Source organism: Emergencia timonensis, assembly GCF_900086585.1.
Lineage (GTDB): Bacteria > Bacillota > Clostridia > Peptostreptococcales > Anaerovoracaceae > Senimuribacter > Senimuribacter timonensis.
Map to the genome: position 1 here is coordinate 1,051,815 of NZ_FLKM01000008.1, position 19,550 is coordinate 1,071,364.

The following is a 19,550-nucleotide window of genomic DNA, read 5'->3' on the forward strand; positions in this document are numbered from 1 at the left end:
CCACTGCCTGACGCCTATATAGCGGGGCGGTGGCGGTTAATCATAAGCGAGGAGGATGACTATGAAGGCACTGATACAAAGACTCGTTTTTGTAGGAGCCTGGATCGATAAAGGCTGCCAAATATTTTTAGGGATTCAAGCAGCACTGCTGCTGATCTTGGTTACAGTACAGATTGCGTTGAGGCAACTGGATGTGTCAATCAGCTGGGCTACAGAACTGAGCTGCCTGCTATTTATTTGGATGAGCCTATTAGGCTCTGCCATCTCGAGCAGATATTTACTGCATATTGGCGTAGACGTATTAAAAGACCGCTTAAAAGGAAAAGTGAAAAGGGCAATCTTATTTGTTTCTCATTTTATTTTACTGATTGGATTAATTATTTTTATATTTTCAAGTTTTGAATATACCTTGGCACAGATTGACCATATGGCTACCACGATGCCGAAGATATCTTTGGCGTGGTTCTACTGCTCATTGCCTATTTGCGGAGTGATTATGCTTTACTATACGATCATTCAGCTGCTTGAACTTCATGTTTACGGAGATATGGTGAAGCTGGAACTGTCTCCTGAAGCGGAGGAACCCGGAGAGGAGGTTGTTTTATGACAACGTGGATTCTGTTTGTGATTTTTTTCCTGCTGCTGGCCTTTGGGATTCCCATTGCATTTGTACTGGTTATTTCTACTGTCGGCTACGCGTTCATTATCGGTGACATCTCATGGGCACTTATTTCGCAAAGGATGATCTATGGAATCAACATTTTCGTAATGATTTCTTTGCCATTCTTTATCCTTGCAGGAAATATCATGGCAAGCGGGGGAATTACCAAGCGGCTGGTCGCCTGCGCACAATCCTTCGTAGGCCATGTCAGGGGAGGTCTTGCCATGGTAGACGTGCTTGCCTGTATGCTATTTGGTACTGTATCAGGCTCAGCCATCGCCGGAACTTCGGCGGTAGGTTCCCTCTTAATTCCTGCCATGAAAAAAGAAGGATATCCATCGGGCTTCTGCGCTGGACTGACTTCGGTGGCATCTACCTGTTGCCCTGTCATACCGCCGTCATTGGCTTTCGTCATATATGCTTCCTGCGCGAAGGTATCGGTAAGTGATATGTTCGTAGCAGGTGTCATGCCGGGGATATTGATGGGAGGCCTTTTGATGATGGTCATCTACATTTATTCGCGCAAAGATCATTTTCCAAGGATGGAAAAGACTACATGGAAGCAGCGCGGTAAAGCTACATTGGAAGCGCTGCCCTGCCTGGGAATTCCGGTGATGATTATCGGCGGCATTGTGTCGGGTGTTGTCACGCCTACAGAGGCGGCTGCCCTTGCAGTCGTTTATGCTTTGGTACTGTCCATGTTTTATAAAACAATCACTTGGAGGAGTTTATGGAAATGTGTTGTGCAGAGTGCGGTAGACAGCGGAGCTATCATGTTGATTGTTGGCGGATGTTATTTGTTCGGCTGGGTTATTTCAAATGAACGAATTACTGTAATACTGACAGAGGCTCTTGTCAGTATGGACTGTTCGTTAATTTTGAAGCTTTTAATTATCAATGTAGCTCTGTTAATTGTCGGAATGTTTATGGACAGTTCTCCTGCAATTCTTCTGGTAGCGCCGATTCTGGCGCCTGCTATGCAGAGTTTGGGCATTGATCCTATTCAAACAGGCCTGATCATCTGTATCAACCTCGTTTTGGGACTATCTACTCCGCCTGTAGGCGTATGTCTCTATGCTGCTACGAACATTTCCAAGGTTAGCTTTGGAGAAACTGTGCGAGCGGCGATGCCGTTTTTGCTGGCAACGCTGTGTGCGCTGTTATTGATTACATATGTACCGGTTCTCTCTCAGCTGCCATTTATGATACTGGGAAAATAAAGGACTGCAGTTGGTAATTATTATTGAAGGGGATCTCAGATTATTACGATGAGATTCCCTTTCTTTGAACTCAAGTAAAAGAATACTGAAAATGGAGAGAAGGTAAGGCGCAGCATGAAAACAAAGCTGGATTTTGTAACAGATCTATTAAACGACAGTGCCGCCAAAGGGCAGGAGATGCGGCATAGAAAATCAGTAAAGGATGACGTGGCAGAAAGGATCTGTAACTTTCTGATGGAACGACATGGGAGCGAAGTGGCGTTGATTCTTCTGTGCACAGAGGAGGGAAGGATGATCTGGATGTACCCTGCGCAGCAGATGCAGGTATATGGAAGATGCCTGTCTGCAGATGATTTGCTGGCTCTGAAGGAAACGCTGCATTGTTCTGACCGTGTGAAGGGCTATCTGCTCTTTGCCGAATCGCCAGCCGATAGTAATGGCGGATTTCTGGATGGTTTCTGTGGTGATATGACTCGCCTGATGAGTATCTATGAATCAGAGAATGCCGAAAAGGACTTTCTTCTCAAAGCCCTCGACTTCATGGATAACCCACTGTGCATCTACGACAGAGAAGCGATTTTCCGCTATGGGAATTCTGCATACTGCAATGTGATGAACATCAGCGACCGGGAAGCTGCTGTCGGCGTCCACGTCAACGACCTCATGAAGAACAGCGGCACGGCGATTCATGCTATGAAAAGTACATCGAATAAGTACAAGATGTTCGACGTATTGGAGAATGGCAGGAAAGTCCTGGATTGGGAAGTGACAGTGGAGTCCAGATCAAATTCTGCAGACACCTTGTCCGTTTCTAACAATATATATCCGATCTTTACGGATGATGACGAGATAGACGGCGTATTGGAATTTCTGTACCTGAATAAACTGAACTTGAATAAGGTGAACAAGATTATCGGGCATGCGGCGGAATACACCTTTGATTCCATTATCGGCGAGAGCGAGGAAATCCGTCAGAGCATCGCCGTCGCAAGCGAATTTGCAACGGCGGGAAGAAACAGCGTTCTGATCGTGGGCGAGAGCGGCGTGGGCAAAGAGCTGTTCGCCCAGGCGATTCACAATTACAGTAACAGAAGCCAGGAGGCGTTTATCGCTCTCAACTGTGCTAACTTCCCGGAAAATCTTTTTGAAAGTGAATTGTTCGGTTATGTGGGCGGGGCATTTACAGGAGCGTCAAAGAACGGACAGCTGGGCAAGTTCGAGCTGGCAGACGGCGGGACGCTGTTCCTGGACGAGATCGGGGAGATGCCATTCTACTTCCAGTCAAAATTGCTCCGTGTTCTTGAAACCGGAAAAATTACCAGAATCGGTGATACGAGAGAAATCGCAGTTGACGTGCGCGTCATAACAGCGACCAATCGCGACCTTGAGAGAATGGTCGAAGAGGGGTTGTTTCGAAAAGATCTCTACTACAGATTACAGGTTCTCAACCTGGTCATCCCCCCATTGCGCGAACGTGAAGACGACATTATCCCTCTGGCGGAAGTCTTTTTAAAACAGGTGGCGCAGTCTAACGGTAGATTGGCAAAGATGCTTGATCATAGCGCGAAGAAGACTTTGATCGAATATAACTGGCCTGGAAACGTGCGTGAGCTTAGAAACGTGATACAGCGAGTCGCGCTGCTTTCCAAACGCAACGTGATTAACGATAAAGACATTGAAGCATCTATCTCGTCAAAGCCCTATAGCTTTAAGGCTGATACACAGGAAACGCCGGAAGGCAGATTGGAAAAATGCCGCAGAGAGATTGAGAAGGCTAATGCCAACTTACTGAAGGAGGCGCTGGAAATCACCAATGGAAACAAACAAGAGGCGGCAGTTCTACTTGGGATGTCGCGCGCCACGTTCTACAGAATGATGGAGAAATACCTGGTATTTCCTCCTGCCTGCGAATGAGCTTGTCGTAATTATTTACTTTACTTTTAGCTTGTAAAACATTATAATTTTTTTAGACAATTTAATTGTCTTAGAATCATTGCCATTGTTGCGGGATAATGGCGAATGAACCTAACGAAAATACCGGCGGAGCTTTACCGATCCTGTCGGTATTTTTTGTTTATAAATCAGCTTCTGACGATATAACAAAAAGCTATGCATATCATAATGATTATTCGCTTTATTTTTAGTGCTTAAAACGCTATAATTCTTTTAGACAATGTAAATTGTCATAGAATCATTGCCATTGTTGCGGGATAATGGCGAATGTACCTAATGCAAGTGCCGGCAGGGCCTTACCAACTCTGTCGGCATTTCTGCAAAGAAGCAAGGAGAGAAGGGGGAATACAAACGTATGAGAAAGTGTTTTTTTGATATTCAATGGGATGCGTGCAACGATTTAGCCAGGACTCTTTTTATGAAAACCTCTGGAATTGATCGGGAAGGCTCCAAATTTGAACGGATGAAAAAAGATGCCGCTCATATCCGTCAAATGCTAAAGAACAGAATTACCCCCCGCGGACAGTACATTTGTTTCGACAAAGATGAAATAACACTCAGTGGAAAAAAACTATGGGCAGGCAAACAGGAATTCGCCTGCAAGGCCTTTGAGCAGCTGCGGGAGAGCAGCATAAAAGGTCTTTATATTTATGCATGTTCAGCGGGTGATTATACTCTGCCTGATGAGGACGTGCTCAGCCAGGTTTATGCTGATATATGGGGGACAGCCTTTACCGATGCGATTCGAATGCTGATTAAAAAGGAATTCGAATCGAAGGCGAAGATCAGCGACAGTTTTGGACCAGGCTTCTTTGGAATGCCCACAAGAGAAGTGGAAAAAATAAAATCTCTTTTGGATTTTAAGCAGCTAGGCATAGAAGTTCGAGACAGCGCTATCATGGTGCCTTTAAAATCCTGTGCAGGCCTCTATTTCATCGTTAACGACGACTATAAACCGATCAACAGCCAATGCGCATTTTGTTATGGAACAGAGACCAGTTGTAAATTTTGTCATGCACTTACGAACGGTGATGACGATGATATTATAAAATAAGAGAAATAAGGAGGCAGAAGAAATGAATTCTATCGAAAGAGTTACCAAAGCTTTAAAGCACCAGGAGGCAGATCATGTGCCGGTGTATCCATTGATTAACAGTATATCAAGAAATTATTTGGGGATTAACTATGCAGAGTGGACAAAAGACCCTCACAAATGTGCGCAGGCGATTATTAAAGCTACAGAAGAATGTGATGTGGATGTAATATGTACACTGGTAGACTTATCTATTGAAGCCGCTGATTGGGGAATGGAAATGGATTACCCGGAGGATAAGGCAGCAAGCCCATCAATAGAGGCTTTTGTAAAAAATGCAGAGGAATATGATAAAATTGGTGTTATTGATCCTTATCAAGGGGAACGCATGTCCAAATATATTCAACTGACAGAGGAATTGGTTACGGCAAAAGGGAAGGAAAAACCAATTGTCGCATTTGTATTTGGCCCGTTGGGAATTTTAAGTATGCTCCGCAGCCTGCAGGGGATGCTGATGGATACCTTCTCAGCTAAAGCGCAAATTCATAAGGCATTAGAAAATATTACCGAAACTTTGATGCGATTTACAGATGCATTGATGGATACAGGCTGTCATGCGATTATGTTTGATACTTTATATGCCTCTAAGACAATCATGAGTCCAAAGATGTGGTGTGAGCTGGAAGGTCCATATATTAAGCGGCTGGCAGACCATGTTCATGAGCGCGGATGCATGGTGATGATACATAACTGTGGTCAGGGCATTTACTTTAAAGAACAGATTGAATATATGAAGCCGGAGGCTATCTCCACCCTGCATATCCCTGCAGACTGCAAGACTACAGAAGAGATGAAAGAAAAGTATGGCAATCAAACGACCATCATCGGAATGATCAACCCTGGAGATCTGATGACTTATACCGAAGAACAACTTCGTGAAGAATGCCGACGAGAAATTGATCTGCTTGCGAAAGACGGGGGATTCATTCTTGCGACAGGCTGCGAATTTCCCGCTAATATGACTGATGAATATGCAAAAATCATCGTGGATGAAGCAAAGTCGTATGGAAGATACAATCAGAGATAAGATATACAAGTATCATTGAAAAATTAATTGTTACCTAGAACGAAAAGTCTTTTATGTATCACATTGTTTGATCATAAGAGACTTTTTTATTAAGTATTCTGAATCATTGCGTGGGTACTGAAGCAAAAAATAAGAGCACTTTGGCTAAGAAAAATGGCCGGGAGTGCTCTTTTTGGTTAGGTCAGTCCTTTTTCTTGTTGTAATGGCCCCTCTTTTTCGTATCCATTTTTTCGCTATGAAGCTTCGGAGTTAATGCATAGAGGTACTCGGCGGCAACATCCTTGTAAGGTTCCCACATGTCGATTGTCACGTATTTTACCCTGGTTCTCTGCACCCCCCCGGGTATAAAAATATTTGTTGCGTGGTTCATCAATGCTCGGGGATTCAGACAGGGGCTGGACGGCTGATGGTGCGCATCTTATGTCCATGACCAATCATCGGTCTGCCATAGAAGGGGCGATCCTTAGGCTTTCTGACAGGTGAGAGTTTTGCAATGTACAGCATTCTCGTTTGTGCGGATATTGCACCTTGCAATATCCGCAGTAGAGATATTCAGCAATGTTGAGATAAAATCAATATTAGGAATAACAATTCATCTCTTCATGTAAGATTGATGTATTTGACAAGGTGATCATACTACATGGAGGGTATCTTGTTACATCCACATGATAATTTAGAGCGCCCTAATTTAGAACCCTTGTCTGTCCCCTCGTTCAAACGAGGGGTTTTCAGTACTTTTATAATGATAAGTATTCTTTCGCCTTGATTTTGGATACTTTGACGAGTTCTTTCAGAGTTGGTGACGAAGTCTTCAGGGAGTTTATCCCAATGCCCATAATTCGATAAACGTCTTTTTCAAAGTTTAGCTTGATGACATTATCGGGCAAGTTATCACATTGAAGCTCAGATATGATATACACACCCAGGTTTTTTGATACCATAGCAACAGCAGCTACATCGCTGTGTACATAGTACTTGACGACTGGGGTGAATTTTTCTTCTCCCTTTATGACGTTTATCAAATCATCGCCTATGGATGGAATCATGATAAAATCACATCCGTTTAGATCTTTGATAGATATGGTTTTGTAAGATGCCAGCGGATGGTTCTTATTGACGATGAGTCTGATAGGATCTTTGAACAAGGGGATGAATTCGAGGCCTTTTGCTTCAAATTTGCTTGTGAATCCGATATCGAGAAGATTATCTTTTAGCTGCTCTATGATACCCAAAAAGGAGGTCTCGTATAAATATATCTGTATAATAGGATAGTCTTCCGAAAATGCTCTAATTAATTCAGGTACAAATTCAACGATGATTGAATTGAGGGCGCCTATGCGGACGCTGCCAGTAATGAGACCGTTCATGGCTTTTGCAGTATCGAGAAGAGCATCTTCATATTTTATTATTTGTTTGCAGAATACGTACAGTTGCTTACCATTCTCTGTAAGTTCGAGAGATGAATGATTTCTGAGGAAGAGTGTGACGTGTAGTTCGTCTTCTAAAGATTCGATCATTTTACTGATACCTGGCTGCGAATAACCCATGAGTCTGGCCGCCTTTGTAAGGCTGCCGTGCTCGACAACATGGATAAACGCCCTGTATTTTACTAAACTCATAAAAAGTCCTCCTTATGTTCATTGTACCATATTTCTACAGCATAACAAGAGGTTATGCCAAAGATAACAAATTTTAGCTTTATTTCTGATTAATCTGATAATATAATTGATGTAAGACAACGAGAATGAGTTGACAACTGTTCTCGCTATAATAAGGTCTATAGGAAGAAAGGATGAAAAAATGGTAGATAACAAGTATAATGAACGGGCCATACAGGCTATCGTCAACGCAGATGCTGATGAAGTTGAAAGCATACTTGAAGAAGCGAAAGCGGAAGGCATCACAGCAGTGGAATTACTAAAAGATGGATTTGGCAAAGGCATGGAAGAACTGGGGGAGGCATTTAGTGAGGGAACTATTTTTCTTCCCGAACTGATTATGTCATCTGAAGTGATGAAAATTGTTACGGAACGTGTTGAAGAAGAGGTTGCTTCTGGCAGTGATCTTTCTGAAAGAAAAGGAACGATTGTAATCGGAACAGTTAAGGATGACGTACATGATATTGGTAAATCAATTTGTGTCTCTATGCTGAAAGCATCAGGTTTTGATGTTTTCGACTTAGGAAAACAAGTTCCACTCCAGGAATTTGTAGATAAGGCGATTGAGGTGAATGCAGATATCATAGGCAGCAGCGCGCTTTTGACGACGACTATGGAGCACCAGAAAACAATTGAGGATTTGCTGAAAGAGGCTGGGATGAAAGGCAAGGTAAAAACAATGGTCGGAGGTGCTCCGGTTACTCAGATGTGGGCGGATCAAATCGGGGCGGATGGTTATTCTATCGATGCCATGACAGCTTGTAAAAAGGCAGAGGAACTAATTGCTGAAAAAGAGTAAATGTGGGAGGTGTCAAAAAATGAATAGTAAGAAGAAAGTCATGTATAAGTTGAACCCTGTGATTTTTTGGCCAATACTAATTATCATGGTCGCAATTATCGCTCTTAGTTTTATCAATCAAAATGGGTTTGCTTCGGTGGTATCTGCGGCATTAAATGCAGAAGTAATCAACTTTAAGTGGATTGTGGGTCCGATTACACTATTTATGTTTATCACAATGGCTGCAATGATTTTTCTCCCCATGGGAAAAATCAAATTGGGTGGACCAGATGCAAAACCTAAGTTCAGAACATTTTCATACTGGGGGATGTGTATCTGTGCAACGATTGCAATTGGTATTGTGTTTTACGGAGTAGCACAGCCCATGACCTACTTTATGGAACCATGGGAATCGTGGGGTGTTGAGGCGGGATCCCCTGCTGCAGCAGTAAAGGCTCTTGCCCAAAACAATCTTGAATGGGCTTGGGGTCAGTATGCACAGTATGGCATCTTTGCGATGGCATTAGGTATTGCTATCTATAATTATAAGCAGCCGTCAAGGGCAAGTTCTTTTCTTTATCTGATCAATGGAAAGCCGGCGAATAAAAAAATTAATAATATAGTGGACATACTTTGTCTATTCGGCATTGTTTCTGGTGTTACCTGCTCCCTTGGGACGGGGACCATGCAGATTAGCGCAGGACTGAATTCCATATTCGGCATTGAGCCATCTAAGTTTGTGTGGCTGATCGTTGAAATCATTATCGTCGCGGGATTTCTTTTGATGAGTATCGGCGGTATTGCAAAAGGTATCAAGATTATCACGGACAGGAATTTGGAATTATATATTCTGGTATTAATCTTTGTCATCGGATTTGGCCCTACACTTTATGTTTTTGACATGTTTACAGAAAGTACCTCAACCACATTTGGTTCGTTTGTGCAGAGCATTTGCTATACGGGAGGCATCGATGGTAACGACGGACCTATTTTCTGGATGGTATGGCAGTATGTAAGTGTGGCAGCATTTGCTCCAATTGTAGGATTGTTTCTTGCAAAAATCTCGTTCGGTCGTTCTCTTAAGGAGATTGCAATTGGTACAATGCTCATACCGGCATTATTTACTTGTATCTGGTTTGTAACTTTTGGGTCTCTTGCCTTTGATATGCAGTTAAGTGGGACTTTCGATATCTGGGGTTCCATGAATGAATTGGGCATGGAAGCGACCATGTTTAAAGTATTCGAGCAATTGCCGGGCGGTATCATCTGGTGTGTAGTTTTCCTGGTCGTCATCTACTTATCTTTCGTAACTTTGGCGAGCAGTTCAACGACTACTGCGGCAATGGTAAGTACGATAACCTTAGATCCTATCGGCGATGAAGATGAGCCGCCGCTATGGATAAAATCTATCTGGGCAATCATCATGGCAGTATCCGCATACGTATTCATTTCGTTTGCAGGAATTACCGGAGCAAAATCCATGGCATTGATTGGCGGCATGCCGTCAATGATACTGGGTGCAATCTGTGCGGTCTGTGTGTGGAAGATTAAGAAGACAGTGGAGACGATTGCTCCGACATATTCGATTGTAGCCACAGATGATGAATAAATATGGATTAGAAGGAGAGAATTTTATGGAATTAGCAAAAAACTTTAAGGTACTATCTGATGAAGACATTTACAGAGTACATATGGAGGTCTTGGAAGTTCTTTGGCAGATTGGTATTATGGTAGAAGACAAGGAATCTTTAAAAATACTAGAGAAAAATGGCGCTAAGATTAATTATGAGCTTAAGCGGGCCTATCTGCCCAACGAGCTTGTAAAACATACGCTGGACATCATGAGCGGATCCTATGGATTCTATGATGTGGAAGGAAAAAAGTGCTTCCAATTTGGTGGATTTGACTCAACTTATGCCACTGCCGGCTACTTTACCAGTATTGTTGATAAGGACGGCATTGAACATCAGGGAACTTATGAGGGGGCGTTGAGACACGCAAAGCTGATGGAAGTGATTGATGAAGTCGGCGTTCAGGTTCCAGCAGTGCAGCCTTGCGATATTCCGGCGGAATTACAGGATGTATATATGTATAAGGCATCTTTAGTAGGGACAAAGAAGCCAATTCATTCCCTTGCAAACTCAGAAAAAGGAGCAGAATGTATTATCGAAATGAATGCAGAAATGGTCGGCGGAGCGGATATCTTAGAGGCAAAGCCCAGACTAATGTTTAACCTCTGCACATTTTCACCATTGGGAATCAGGCAGGATGGCTGTGAGGTAATTCGGGCAGCATCAAAATACAACGTTCCGTGTATTTTCAGTACGGGAACCATGGCAGGAGCAACGGCACCTGTCACTCTTGCCGGATCAATCGTACAGTCCTTTGCTGAGGTCATCGGTCATATTGTATTGGCGCAGTGCTACAGACCGGGAATGCGCATAGGACTACTCACTGCATCGAGAATTTTTGATATGAAATTTGCAGCCTGTACAGTTGCTACGCCTGAGTACCCGATTCTCAAGATGGCATCGTTGCAGATGGCTCATTATTATGGGATTCCGACAGTGGGTATCGGTATCTCGGCAGATGCAAATACTTTTGACGCCCAATATGGATGGGAAAAACTGATGAACGGTTTGTTTGCAAGACAATCTGGAATGAATGTCATTAATGGTTTGGGAACATTCTCACAGTTGAATCGCTATTCTTTTGAGGCAACTGTTATGGACCTCGAGATTGTAAGAGTGATTGAAAGAATCTGCCGAGGTATCGAAGTAAATGACTTTTCTCTGGCGTATGATATTCTTGAAGAAGAAGGCGTCAAGGCTGAATTCTTATTCAATCAGCATACTCTTAAAAACTTTAAAACTGAATTTATGATGCCGATTCTTACAGACCGCGCACCATATCCTACGTATGTGGCAAGAGCCAGAACGGACACTTTGATTGAACGAGCTGCAAAACAGTTAGACAAGCTGGAAAGTTCATACAAATATACATACGGTCTTGAAAAAGAAGAAGAACTTCAAAAAATTATCGACAGATATGCAAAATAAAGATAACATTCTGCCAAGCGAACAAAAGCGAGATGACAGGCAGAGTTCATGCTGAAACTCCCCGGCTGGAACTGGCTAGTAGTTTGGTGTATAAATGAAGTTACGTTTATTTCAAGGACCTGGTTTTGCTGCCAGGTCCTTGTGTTATATTGAAAGGGATCAGCAATGAAAGAAAATAAAATAAAAACGCCGGGAATCATAGGAATTGACGCAGGGGGAACTTATACGGATTTAGCGTTTATAAGCAGTGAGGACTGGTCTGTACAGGCAAGGGTGAAAACGCCGACGAACCATGATGATATGGTAAAAACGATAGAAGAAGGGCTGGATCTGATACTGGAGAATATTGATGCCGCTGCAATTTGCTCTTTTAACCTTGCGACGACCCTGGCAACCAATGCCATTGTAGAGAATAAACTGCGCAAAGCTGCTCTGATTCTGATTGGCTATAATGAAACCATTGTCAAGAATGCAGTGGCAGATGGTGCACTGCATGCTGACGGCCTTTTTTTAGTAGGGGGCGGCCACAATCAGCGAGGCGAGGAAAAAGAATCTTTAAATGAAGAACAGATGAGGAAAAAAATAGCAGAGATTCCTGACAATGTAGAAGCTGTTGCCATTTCCAGCTTCTTTTCTGTAAGAAACCCCTCTCACGAAAATCGGGCAGCCGAAATTCTGCAGGAGTTGAGACCGGATCTGTATATCAGCTGTGGACATGAATTATCAACAGATTTAGACGCAATCAAGCGTGCGACGACAACGATGATGAATGCAGGTCTGATTCCCATCGTCATGGAGCTGTTGGCATCAGTGGAGGATGTCTGCAACAGAAAAGGAATCCAGGTGCCGATTACCATCGTAAGAGGAGATGGAACTATCGTGGGAGCCCCTTGGGCAAAGATGCATCCAGTCGAAATGGTATTATCAGGTCCGGCAGCAAGCGCATGTGGTGCGCGTTTTTTGGCTTTAGCCGATGCAGACGAGAGAGGCACCTTTATTGTAGACATCGGGGGAACGACTACGGATATAATCCGTCTGGACGGAAAGGGGAAACCTGTTCTTCTGGAAGAAGGCGCAATTGTTGCCGGACATAAAACTTTGGTAAAGGCAATTGATATCTGTACCTTTGGACTGGGAGGTGATAGCAGAATTATATATGACGATGCACAGACACTTACAATGGGATATAGAAGAGTCAGATCATTGTGTTCTCTTGCACACGAACACCCTCATATCATAGAAGAACTGAAGATGCTGCTGCAAAAGGGGCATCACGGAGAACCCTTATTTTTAATCAGAGGATCTGGTGATACAGAAGACGCATTTGAAGCAAAAATCCTTGCTAATCTGGAAGATGGACCCCATGCCAGAGAAGTCCTGCTATTTGGCGAAAACACATTGTGGCTGAAGCAAAGACAGATTGAGAGGATGGAGGAAAAGGGACTGATTCAATACGCCTCTTTTACACCCACAGATGCGCTTCATGTCCTGGGGTTGTTGGAGAAATGGAATCAGAAAGCTTCGATTTTAGGCGCACGTCTAATAGCACCTTACGGCAGATCGGCAAATGACGTTGCTCTTTATGTCAGAAATCTGGTGGTGAATACTATCGGAAGAGAATTGCTGAAGCAAAGTTTAGCCATGAAGGGCTTCTCTTTACTGACAGGAGGAGAAGGGCAGCGATTGATTGATGCCGCATTATGTGATGAAGGGAACGTTTCAAGACAAATACAACTGATGTTAGACAAAGCGCTGGTTGGGGCGGGGGCTCCCTCGTGGGCATTTATACCACTTGTAGGAGAATCTCTACACGAAGCTGCAATCCTTCCTGATCATGCAGACGTTGCCGGAGCGGTGGGCGCTGCTGTCGGTTCTTTCTCTCTCGTTTATTCTGTACAGATTATGCCCTTGAAGGAATCGGATCGGTTCAGAGTGCATTATCCTTTAGGAATTGCTGACTTCTCTGCGCTGGAGGAAGCCGTCGATTATGCATGTGAGTTTATGAATCCCTGGCTTACGGACCGCGCGTTGAATGCAGGAGCTGTGAATCCGAGGATCAACACACAGCGTTATGACAAAACTGCATCCATTAACGGTATAGGCGGTGAAATCTATCTATATACCCGTCTTACTTTTGAAGTGACTGATTTTTCTTAATCATAAGAGTTCGTGTTTTTTCATCATCCGATAAAAGGTATTGCGGGACACCCCGATTAAATCAGCAGCCTCTTTCCGCTTTCCTCCAGTAATCTCCAGAGCCAGGTGTACCAAATCCGCATTGGCGCTTTGGATCGCCTCTTTTGCCCGCTGAATTCTGCGCTCATCCGTGTCGCCTGGGCCTGCCTCTGGTGCGTTTCTTACGAGGGGAGTTTTTCTAACGGGAAGTATGCTTTCGAGAAAGCCGGCATCTATGACAGGATCAGGTGAAAGAATCGCGATGCGGCTGATTACATTTTTCAGTTCTCGCACATTTCCGGGCCATAGATGGTCTGAGAGAAGTCTTTTTGCCTCATTGGTGAGAGTTTTAGCTTGATTTTTACCGTCAGATGCAAACTGCTCCAGAAAATATTCAGCCAGAGGAACGATGTCCTCCCTTCGATCTCGGAGTGGGGGGATTTCTACATTCAGTACCTGAAGCCTGTAATATAAATCACTTCTGAAGAGGCCCTCTTCTACCATCTTTTCCAAATTTCTGTTTGTTGCAGCGACAAGACGCACATCTACTGGAATTGGCTTGCTGTCACCGACCTTGGTGATGGTCCACGTTTCAAGCACTCGCAAGAGCTTGGGCTGGAAGTAGTAAGGCAGTTCGCCTATTTCATCTAGGAATAGGGTACCGCCGTCGGCAAGTTCTATTTTTCCTGTCTGTCCGCGTTTGGAGGCTCCAGTAAAAGCACCCTCTACATAACCAAAGAGTTCACTTTCGATCAGTTCTGATGGAAAGCTGGCACAGTTCAAAGCGACAAAAGGTCCCTTGCTTCTTGAACTGTGATTATGGATCGCCTGTGCAAAGAGTTCTTTTCCGACACCGCTTTCTCCTGTAACCAGAACGTTTGCGGAGCTTTTTGCAAATTGTTTGGCGATATTGATTTTATCCCTGATCGCCTGACTGTATCCGATGATGGAGTTAAAGTCGTATCCCGCAGAAAGCCCCATGATCTTACGGGCGCTCTTGATTTCCTGCTCGTGTGAACGATAAATTTCAATGACGCCGGTTACATTGTCTGCGGCGTCCTTGATCGGGTACATATCAGTCGATAAAATCTGTCTTTCATTTGGCGACCGCTCATATTCAAGGTATACGTTCCAATCGAGAACTTCGATGCCGCTCTGCAGCACTTCCGGTACCTTGAGCCCAGGACGTTTCGAACCCACCGGGATAGCCTTGATTTTCCCCTTTCTCATGATGTCGGCGAGGGTGGTGCCGATAGCTTTTTCTCGTGAAGGTATATGAAATAAATTGCAAAATGCAGTATTGGCAAATAACAGTTCTGTTTTCTCTCCCCAGATCACAATGGGGTTTTGTGCAAAGTCGAGGCATTTTAAGAAATAACGTTCATTAAGCATTGCAACATTATTATCAGTTGTGGACTTCATGGAATTCCCTCCTAAAAATAGATTCATAAAGCTTGACGTGGAGAAACTGCTTTGAACTGCATTGTACCATATATTCAGGAAAGATAATAGCTAATTGTAATTCTTTTGGCACAAAAAAAGGATAACATGTGCCATAAATGGTGCGTATCTGTTTTTTTGGAGAGATTTCCTCCGAGGAAACAACATATTAAAAGTGAATCGTGTATTAGAATTGGCACGCGTTGGTAGTGTCCTGCCCGTTTATCGTCCGATTTTTCGAAAAATCTCATTGGATTCCATCAAAAAAAGGGTATAAAATTGGCATATTTTTTGCGGTTGTTAATGTTGGCTTAAAATTTGAGAGAATATAAGAACTTCTCTTGATTTGAGCACACGTTCTTTAACTTTGTGATTGTAGTAGAAAGGAGAAAAAATGGAAACACTGAACAAAAAGAAGGACGGATATTCGTCCCGGTTTGGCCTGCTGATGGTCATGGTAGGAGGCAGTGTAGGGACGGGTAATCTCTGGCGGTTCCCTCGTCTTGTCTGCACTTACGGCGGAGCCTTTGTGATAGCGGCAGTTGTATCGCTGCTGATTATCGCGATTCCACTGGTTATGGTTGAGAACTTTGCAGGGCGTGCATCTCGTCACTCTGCACCTGGAGCCTTTCGTGACCTGCTTGGTTCAAAATGGACGATTATGGGAACCTTTGCGACACTGTGCTATTTTATGATGCATTGCAATTATACGGTAATCCTTGCATGGGTCGTTCGCTATCTGTTTATGTCAATCACAGGAAGCTATTTTGGCGTCGAAGACAAACTGGAGCTTTTTACCAATGTGGCTTCGGCAGATTGGGGAACGGCGGTATGCTGGCTGGTTCCCATGGCCTTGGTATTTTTCTGTACAAACAGACAAGGATTCCTGGAAAAGACAGCAAAGTTCATCGTTCCGATTATGCTTGTCATTTTGGTAGGGCTTGCTTGTTACTCCATGACGCAGCCAGGCGCCGTTGAAGGTCTGAAATATTCCTTTGGATTTGAATTTTCAGAATTGCTCAATGCAAATATCTGGATTCAGGCCATAACACAGGATTTCTGGTCACTTGGTTCCGGTACGATGCTTTGTGTGACGTTATCCAAGTATTCCGCCAAGAAAGAGGATATCGTTGTAAATACCAATGTACAAGGATTTGGCGATATTTCTTTCGCTATGCTGGGAACCCTGGTCGTTCTTCCATGTATCTTCACATTTGCAGGAAGTACAGAAGAAGCGTTGGAACTGGCGCAGTCAGGAAACAACGGAGTTACCTTTGTCGGACTGACAAATTTATTTGAAACCCTGCCGATGGGAAGAGTGATCGGAACCTTATTCTTCCTGTCGCTGGCCTTTGCAGCCTTTACATCGATTATCGCTGTAACGACGGTATTCGCAGGGCCTTTCATCGACATGGGATGGAGTCGTAAAAAATGCATTGCGGGAGCTATTTTCTTCCAGGTATTGCTTGGATTCCCTAGCTTTATGAATCAGGACATTCTCACCAATCAAGACACGACATGGGGCTTCGGTATCTTCATTGGCGGTATGTTCTCAGGTATTCTCGCTATGAAATTTGGGGCAAGAAAGATGCGCGAAAAGTTCATCAACCCAGTCAGCGACAGAAAAATCACAAGAGCCTTTGATATCAAAGCCGGCTATATTGCCCCGATCGTATCAGGCGTCGTATTGCTCGTCTGGCTGAAAGATGCCATTGGCTGGGATGAACAATGGTGGAACCCGTTCAGAACAGAGAGTGTGGGAACCCTTCTTTTCCAGTGGGCAGTCGGATTTGTAGTAGCATACTTCTTTGCGAAGAAGTTTAATAAAGACACCATTGGCGTTTACTATGACCCTGATAAGGAAGAATTCCCTGAGATCCCTGAAAGAATCATGGATGAAGTATAGAGGAGGTAAATTATGTGGATTGCCAGTTTAATCTTCTGTCTAGCGATTACCTTTGGATCTGCAATCTTTTATATGACTGTAGCAATGAAAGGATCAAAGAAAAAGGAAGATAAGTAATTACAAAAAAGAGCGAGGCGGTTTTGCTGCTTCGCTCTTTTTTTCGCAGCCTGGAGGCTGAACCCCTGGTTTAACCTAAAAGGAACCCTTCTGGAAATGGGTCTTTGGGATCCAGCACCCAGGTTGCAAAGCCCATCACGCAGGCATTGCCGGTGACCTTGGGAATAATGGCTTTGATGCCGCCAACGGTTGTCTCCTCTATAATCTCGCATCGAAACTGGGAGCCGATAATACTTTCGTGCTGAAAGGAGTCGCCTACTTTTAGCTTGCCCTCTTCAAAGAGAAGGGCAGCCTTTGCCGAAGTGCCTGTGCCGCATGGCGAACGGTCAACTACCTTGGGCAGTGCGACTACGCAGTTTTGGATGTCAGCGCCCTCTCCCTTTGGGGGACCTGCGAATTCTACATGGGTAACCCGGTCAACGAAGTCAAGCTCTGGATGCTGAATTGTAACCTGTGCGTTAATATCGTCAGCAATGGAGTTTGCTGCTTCGACCAATTTGCTCGCATTGCCGGGATCAATTTCGATTCCCACGGCAGAAGCGGGAAGAATTGCATACACATTTCCTCCCCAAGAGATATCAACAGTCAGTTGGCCGTAATCCTTCGTTTGAACCGTGACATTTCTGTTTAAGACGAGAGCCGGGGCGTTAATGAATGATACTTCCTCCACAACGCCGTCTTCGACTTTTGCCTCAACCTCAACGATTCCGGCAGGTGTATCAAGACTGATCTTTGTAATCGGCTCGGTTACTTCAACTAAGCCAGACTCGATCAGCGCAACCGTTACGCCCATGGTATCGTGGCCGCACATTGGGAGCCAGCAGCTTGCTTCGAAATACAGGACGCCTACATCCGTACCAGGGGTACAGGGCTCCGTGATGATGGTGCATGACATGATTTCGCTCCCGCGAGGTTCGTAAGCCAGGATTTTACGAAACCAATCTTCATTCTCCTTCATATACGTAAATTTCTCGGTCATGGTTTTGCCGGGTATGTGACGGAATCCGCTGACCACATTACGAGTAGGATGACCTAATGTATGGGTTTCAACCGTTCTAAACATTTTTCTTGCTTTCATTTCTTTCCTCCATCTGATAGTTTTTCCTAAGCTTAGATATATGCAAGAATTGAACCAAACAGAAAAAGCCTCATATAGGCTCTGTTTGTGCATCCTTCCACAGGAATGTATCAAAAAAGGTACGAATTTTAAACGAAGAATGTATCGTTTTTGATACGCAAAATCTCAAGTTCACAAAAGAAAATGCAAGATGCTTGTTTTTCGCTGTTTTGCCAGGGAAAGCCCGCAATTTAAAAAGCAGAACGTAACAAAAATGGTACGAAAGAGCAGTGATTTGCAGATTTTCAACAGATTTTGCCCAGCAAAATGGCTCAAATTCCAGGGAAAATGCTTAAAAATCCTCTAAAACGGCAGATAAAGTTGGCACGGCCTTTGCGATATGTAAATGTATAAATGAAGAGATAACCAAAGATAGTGTGGAGGAATCATAATGATCTTTAATATCCAAAAATGCTCTATACACGATGGTCATGGACTGAGAACCCTGGTGTTTTTTAAAGGATGCCCCCTTAGATGCAAGTGGTGCGCAAATCCCGAATCCCAGGACTATGGTCAGGAAATCATGGAGTCCCAGGGTAAATGCATCGGATGCGGGGCCTGCCTCAAAGTATGTCCTGCAGATGCGATTTTCTCTGCAGAAGACGGACTTAGAATAGACAGAGAAAAATGCATTAAGTGCTTTCAGTGTGCAGAACACTGCTTCGCAGGTGCGAAGTATCTGGTAGGCCAAGAATATGAAATAGAAGAGCTTTACAAGCAAATTGAAAAAGACAAGATTTTTTATTCCATCATGGGAGGGGGCGTCACCTTCTCTGGAGGGGAACCTTTGACCCATCCAAGGTACCTTGCAGAAATTGCCAAGACTTGCAGGCAAAAAGGCATCGACGTTGCAATTGAAAGCTGTGGCGCGGGAAATTACGACGAGTTCAAGGAAGCGCTTCCTTATGTAAACAGCATGTTCCTGGACATAAAGCATATGGATTCAGGCAGGCATCGGCAGCTTACCGGTGCGGGAAACGAAATGATACTGGAAAATATCAAGAAGATCGCCTCTTTCGGGGTGGACATTACCATACGAACGCCGGTCATTCCAGGACTTAATGATTCGAAGGATAATATCACTTCCACGGCGGAATTTATCAAAGAGATTCCCCAGATAAAATCCTATGAGCTTCTCTTGTATCACCAATTTGGTGTGAACAAGTATTCTGCACTTGGCAGAGAGTATGCGTTAAGTGATGTGAATCCACCGGAGGAATCTCAAATCAGAGAGTTAGTAAAGGCTGCAAACGATGTACTGGATGGAACAGATAAAACCTGTTTCTATATAAAGGACAATGAGAAAATGATAGTGAAATAATATGTGAGAAAACGAAAGGAGCGAA

At 43.9% G+C, this 19,550-nt stretch carries 14 protein-coding genes; 11 read left to right on the top strand and 3 right to left on the bottom strand.

The genetic code is table 11. The annotated features are described in order from the left end of the window. Positions 1–61 precede the first annotated feature (61 nt). From BN6539_RS06305 to BN6539_RS06325, 5 genes are all read left to right on the top strand, one after another. Positions 62–607 (top strand): TRAP transporter small permease, encoded by a 546-nt coding sequence (locus BN6539_RS06305; protein ID WP_067535297.1) that lies wholly within the window; start codon positions 62–64, stop codon positions 605–607. Next, positions 604–1,881, top strand: a complete 1,278-nt coding sequence (locus BN6539_RS06310; protein WP_067535301.1) for a TRAP transporter large permease — start codon at positions 604–606, stop codon at positions 1,879–1,881. Before BN6539_RS06305 ends, BN6539_RS06310 begins: the two co-directional genes overlap by 4 nt. 114 nt (positions 1,882–1,995) lie before the next feature. Next, positions 1,996–3,795, top strand: a complete 1,800-nt coding sequence (locus BN6539_RS06315) for a sigma-54 interaction domain-containing protein (RefSeq protein WP_067535305.1) — start codon at positions 1,996–1,998, stop codon at positions 3,793–3,795. A gap of 394 nt (positions 3,796–4,189) precedes the next feature. Then, positions 4,190–4,888: a hypothetical protein gene (locus BN6539_RS06320; RefSeq protein WP_067535308.1), complete on the top strand. Its 699-nt coding sequence runs from the start codon at positions 4,190–4,192 to the stop codon at positions 4,886–4,888. A gap of 22 nt (positions 4,889–4,910) precedes the next feature. Further along, positions 4,911–5,954, top strand: a complete 1,044-nt coding sequence (locus BN6539_RS06325; protein WP_067535312.1) for a uroporphyrinogen decarboxylase family protein — start codon at positions 4,911–4,913, stop codon at positions 5,952–5,954. Positions 5,955–6,691: 737 nt separating this feature from the next. Here BN6539_RS06325 and BN6539_RS06335 read toward each other — a convergent pair. After that, on the bottom strand, positions 6,692–7,573 hold the full coding sequence (locus BN6539_RS06335; protein ID WP_067535318.1) for a LysR family transcriptional regulator: 882 nt from the start codon (positions 7,571–7,573) through the stop codon (positions 6,692–6,694). Between the two features lie 181 nt (positions 7,574–7,754). Here BN6539_RS06335 and BN6539_RS06340 point away from each other — a divergent pair, with 181 nt between their 5' ends. From BN6539_RS06340 to BN6539_RS06355, 4 genes are all read left to right on the top strand, one after another. Next, positions 7,755–8,411, top strand: a complete 657-nt coding sequence (locus BN6539_RS06340) for a cobalamin B12-binding domain-containing protein (protein WP_067535322.1) — start codon at positions 7,755–7,757, stop codon at positions 8,409–8,411. A gap of 19 nt (positions 8,412–8,430) precedes the next feature. After that, positions 8,431–9,999, top strand: a complete 1,569-nt coding sequence (locus BN6539_RS06345) for a BCCT family transporter (RefSeq protein ID WP_067535325.1) — start codon at positions 8,431–8,433, stop codon at positions 9,997–9,999. A 25-nt stretch (positions 10,000–10,024) separates the two neighbouring features. Then, positions 10,025–11,449, top strand: coding sequence for a trimethylamine methyltransferase family protein (locus BN6539_RS06350; protein WP_187375461.1), 1,425 nt, complete (start codon positions 10,025–10,027; stop codon positions 11,447–11,449). Positions 11,450–11,614: 165 nt separating this feature from the next. Beyond that, positions 11,615–13,606, top strand: a complete 1,992-nt coding sequence (locus BN6539_RS06355; protein ID WP_067535331.1) for a hydantoinase/oxoprolinase N-terminal domain-containing protein — start codon at positions 11,615–11,617, stop codon at positions 13,604–13,606. On the opposite strand, the gene BN6539_RS06360 is transcribed toward BN6539_RS06355, so the two are convergent. Then, entirely contained in the window at positions 13,607–15,046 is a 1,440-nt protein-coding gene (locus BN6539_RS06360) for a sigma-54 interaction domain-containing protein (RefSeq protein WP_197492874.1), read from the bottom strand. It abuts the gene before it with no gap. A 412-nt stretch (positions 15,047–15,458) separates the two neighbouring features. Here BN6539_RS06360 and BN6539_RS06365 point away from each other — a divergent pair, with 412 nt between their 5' ends. Further along, positions 15,459–16,970, top strand: a complete 1,512-nt coding sequence (locus BN6539_RS06365; protein ID WP_067535333.1) for a sodium-dependent transporter — start codon at positions 15,459–15,461, stop codon at positions 16,968–16,970. Between the two features lie 187 nt (positions 16,971–17,157). Here BN6539_RS06365 and BN6539_RS06370 read toward each other — a convergent pair whose 3' ends face one another. Further along, positions 17,158–18,165, bottom strand: coding sequence for a proline racemase family protein (locus BN6539_RS06370; RefSeq protein WP_067535335.1), 1,008 nt, complete (start codon positions 18,163–18,165; stop codon positions 17,158–17,160). A 430-nt stretch (positions 18,166–18,595) separates the two neighbouring features. Here BN6539_RS06370 and BN6539_RS06375 point away from each other — a divergent pair, with 430 nt between their 5' ends. Beyond that, the gene (locus BN6539_RS06375; RefSeq protein WP_067535338.1) at positions 18,596–19,525 is read left to right on the top strand and encodes a glycyl-radical enzyme activating protein; all 930 of its coding nucleotides are present in this window, start codon (positions 18,596–18,598) and stop codon (positions 19,523–19,525) included. Positions 19,526–19,550 lie beyond the last annotated feature (25 nt).

Bases quoted from the DNA above. Each gene is read 5' to 3' on its own strand.
- BN6539_RS06345 (WP_067535325.1), top strand. From the start codon at position 8,431: ATGAATAGTAAGAAGAAAGTCATGTATAAGTTGAACCCTGTGATTTTT.
- BN6539_RS06360 (WP_197492874.1), bottom strand. From the start codon at position 15,046: ATGAAGTCCACAACTGATAATAATGTTGCAATGCTTAATGAACGTTAT.
- BN6539_RS06320 (WP_067535308.1), top strand. From the start codon at position 4,190: ATGAGAAAGTGTTTTTTTGATATTCAATGGGATGCGTGCAACGATTTA.
- BN6539_RS06370 (WP_067535335.1), bottom strand. From the start codon at position 18,165: ATGAAAGCAAGAAAAATGTTTAGAACGGTTGAAACCCATACATTAGGT.
- BN6539_RS06365 (WP_067535333.1), top strand. From the start codon at position 15,459: ATGGAAACACTGAACAAAAAGAAGGACGGATATTCGTCCCGGTTTGGC.
- BN6539_RS06310 (WP_067535301.1), top strand. From the start codon at position 604: ATGACAACGTGGATTCTGTTTGTGATTTTTTTCCTGCTGCTGGCCTTT.
- BN6539_RS06350 (WP_187375461.1), top strand. From the start codon at position 10,025: ATGGAATTAGCAAAAAACTTTAAGGTACTATCTGATGAAGACATTTAC.
- BN6539_RS06305 (WP_067535297.1), top strand. From the start codon at position 62: ATGAAGGCACTGATACAAAGACTCGTTTTTGTAGGAGCCTGGATCGAT.
- BN6539_RS06375 (WP_067535338.1), top strand. From the start codon at position 18,596: ATGATCTTTAATATCCAAAAATGCTCTATACACGATGGTCATGGACTG.
- BN6539_RS06340 (WP_067535322.1), top strand. From the start codon at position 7,755: ATGGTAGATAACAAGTATAATGAACGGGCCATACAGGCTATCGTCAAC.
- BN6539_RS06355 (WP_067535331.1), top strand. From the start codon at position 11,615: ATGAAAGAAAATAAAATAAAAACGCCGGGAATCATAGGAATTGACGCA.
- BN6539_RS06315 (WP_067535305.1), top strand. From the start codon at position 1,996: ATGAAAACAAAGCTGGATTTTGTAACAGATCTATTAAACGACAGTGCC.
- BN6539_RS06325 (WP_067535312.1), top strand. From the start codon at position 4,911: ATGAATTCTATCGAAAGAGTTACCAAAGCTTTAAAGCACCAGGAGGCA.
- BN6539_RS06335 (WP_067535318.1), bottom strand. From the start codon at position 7,573: ATGAGTTTAGTAAAATACAGGGCGTTTATCCATGTTGTCGAGCACGGC.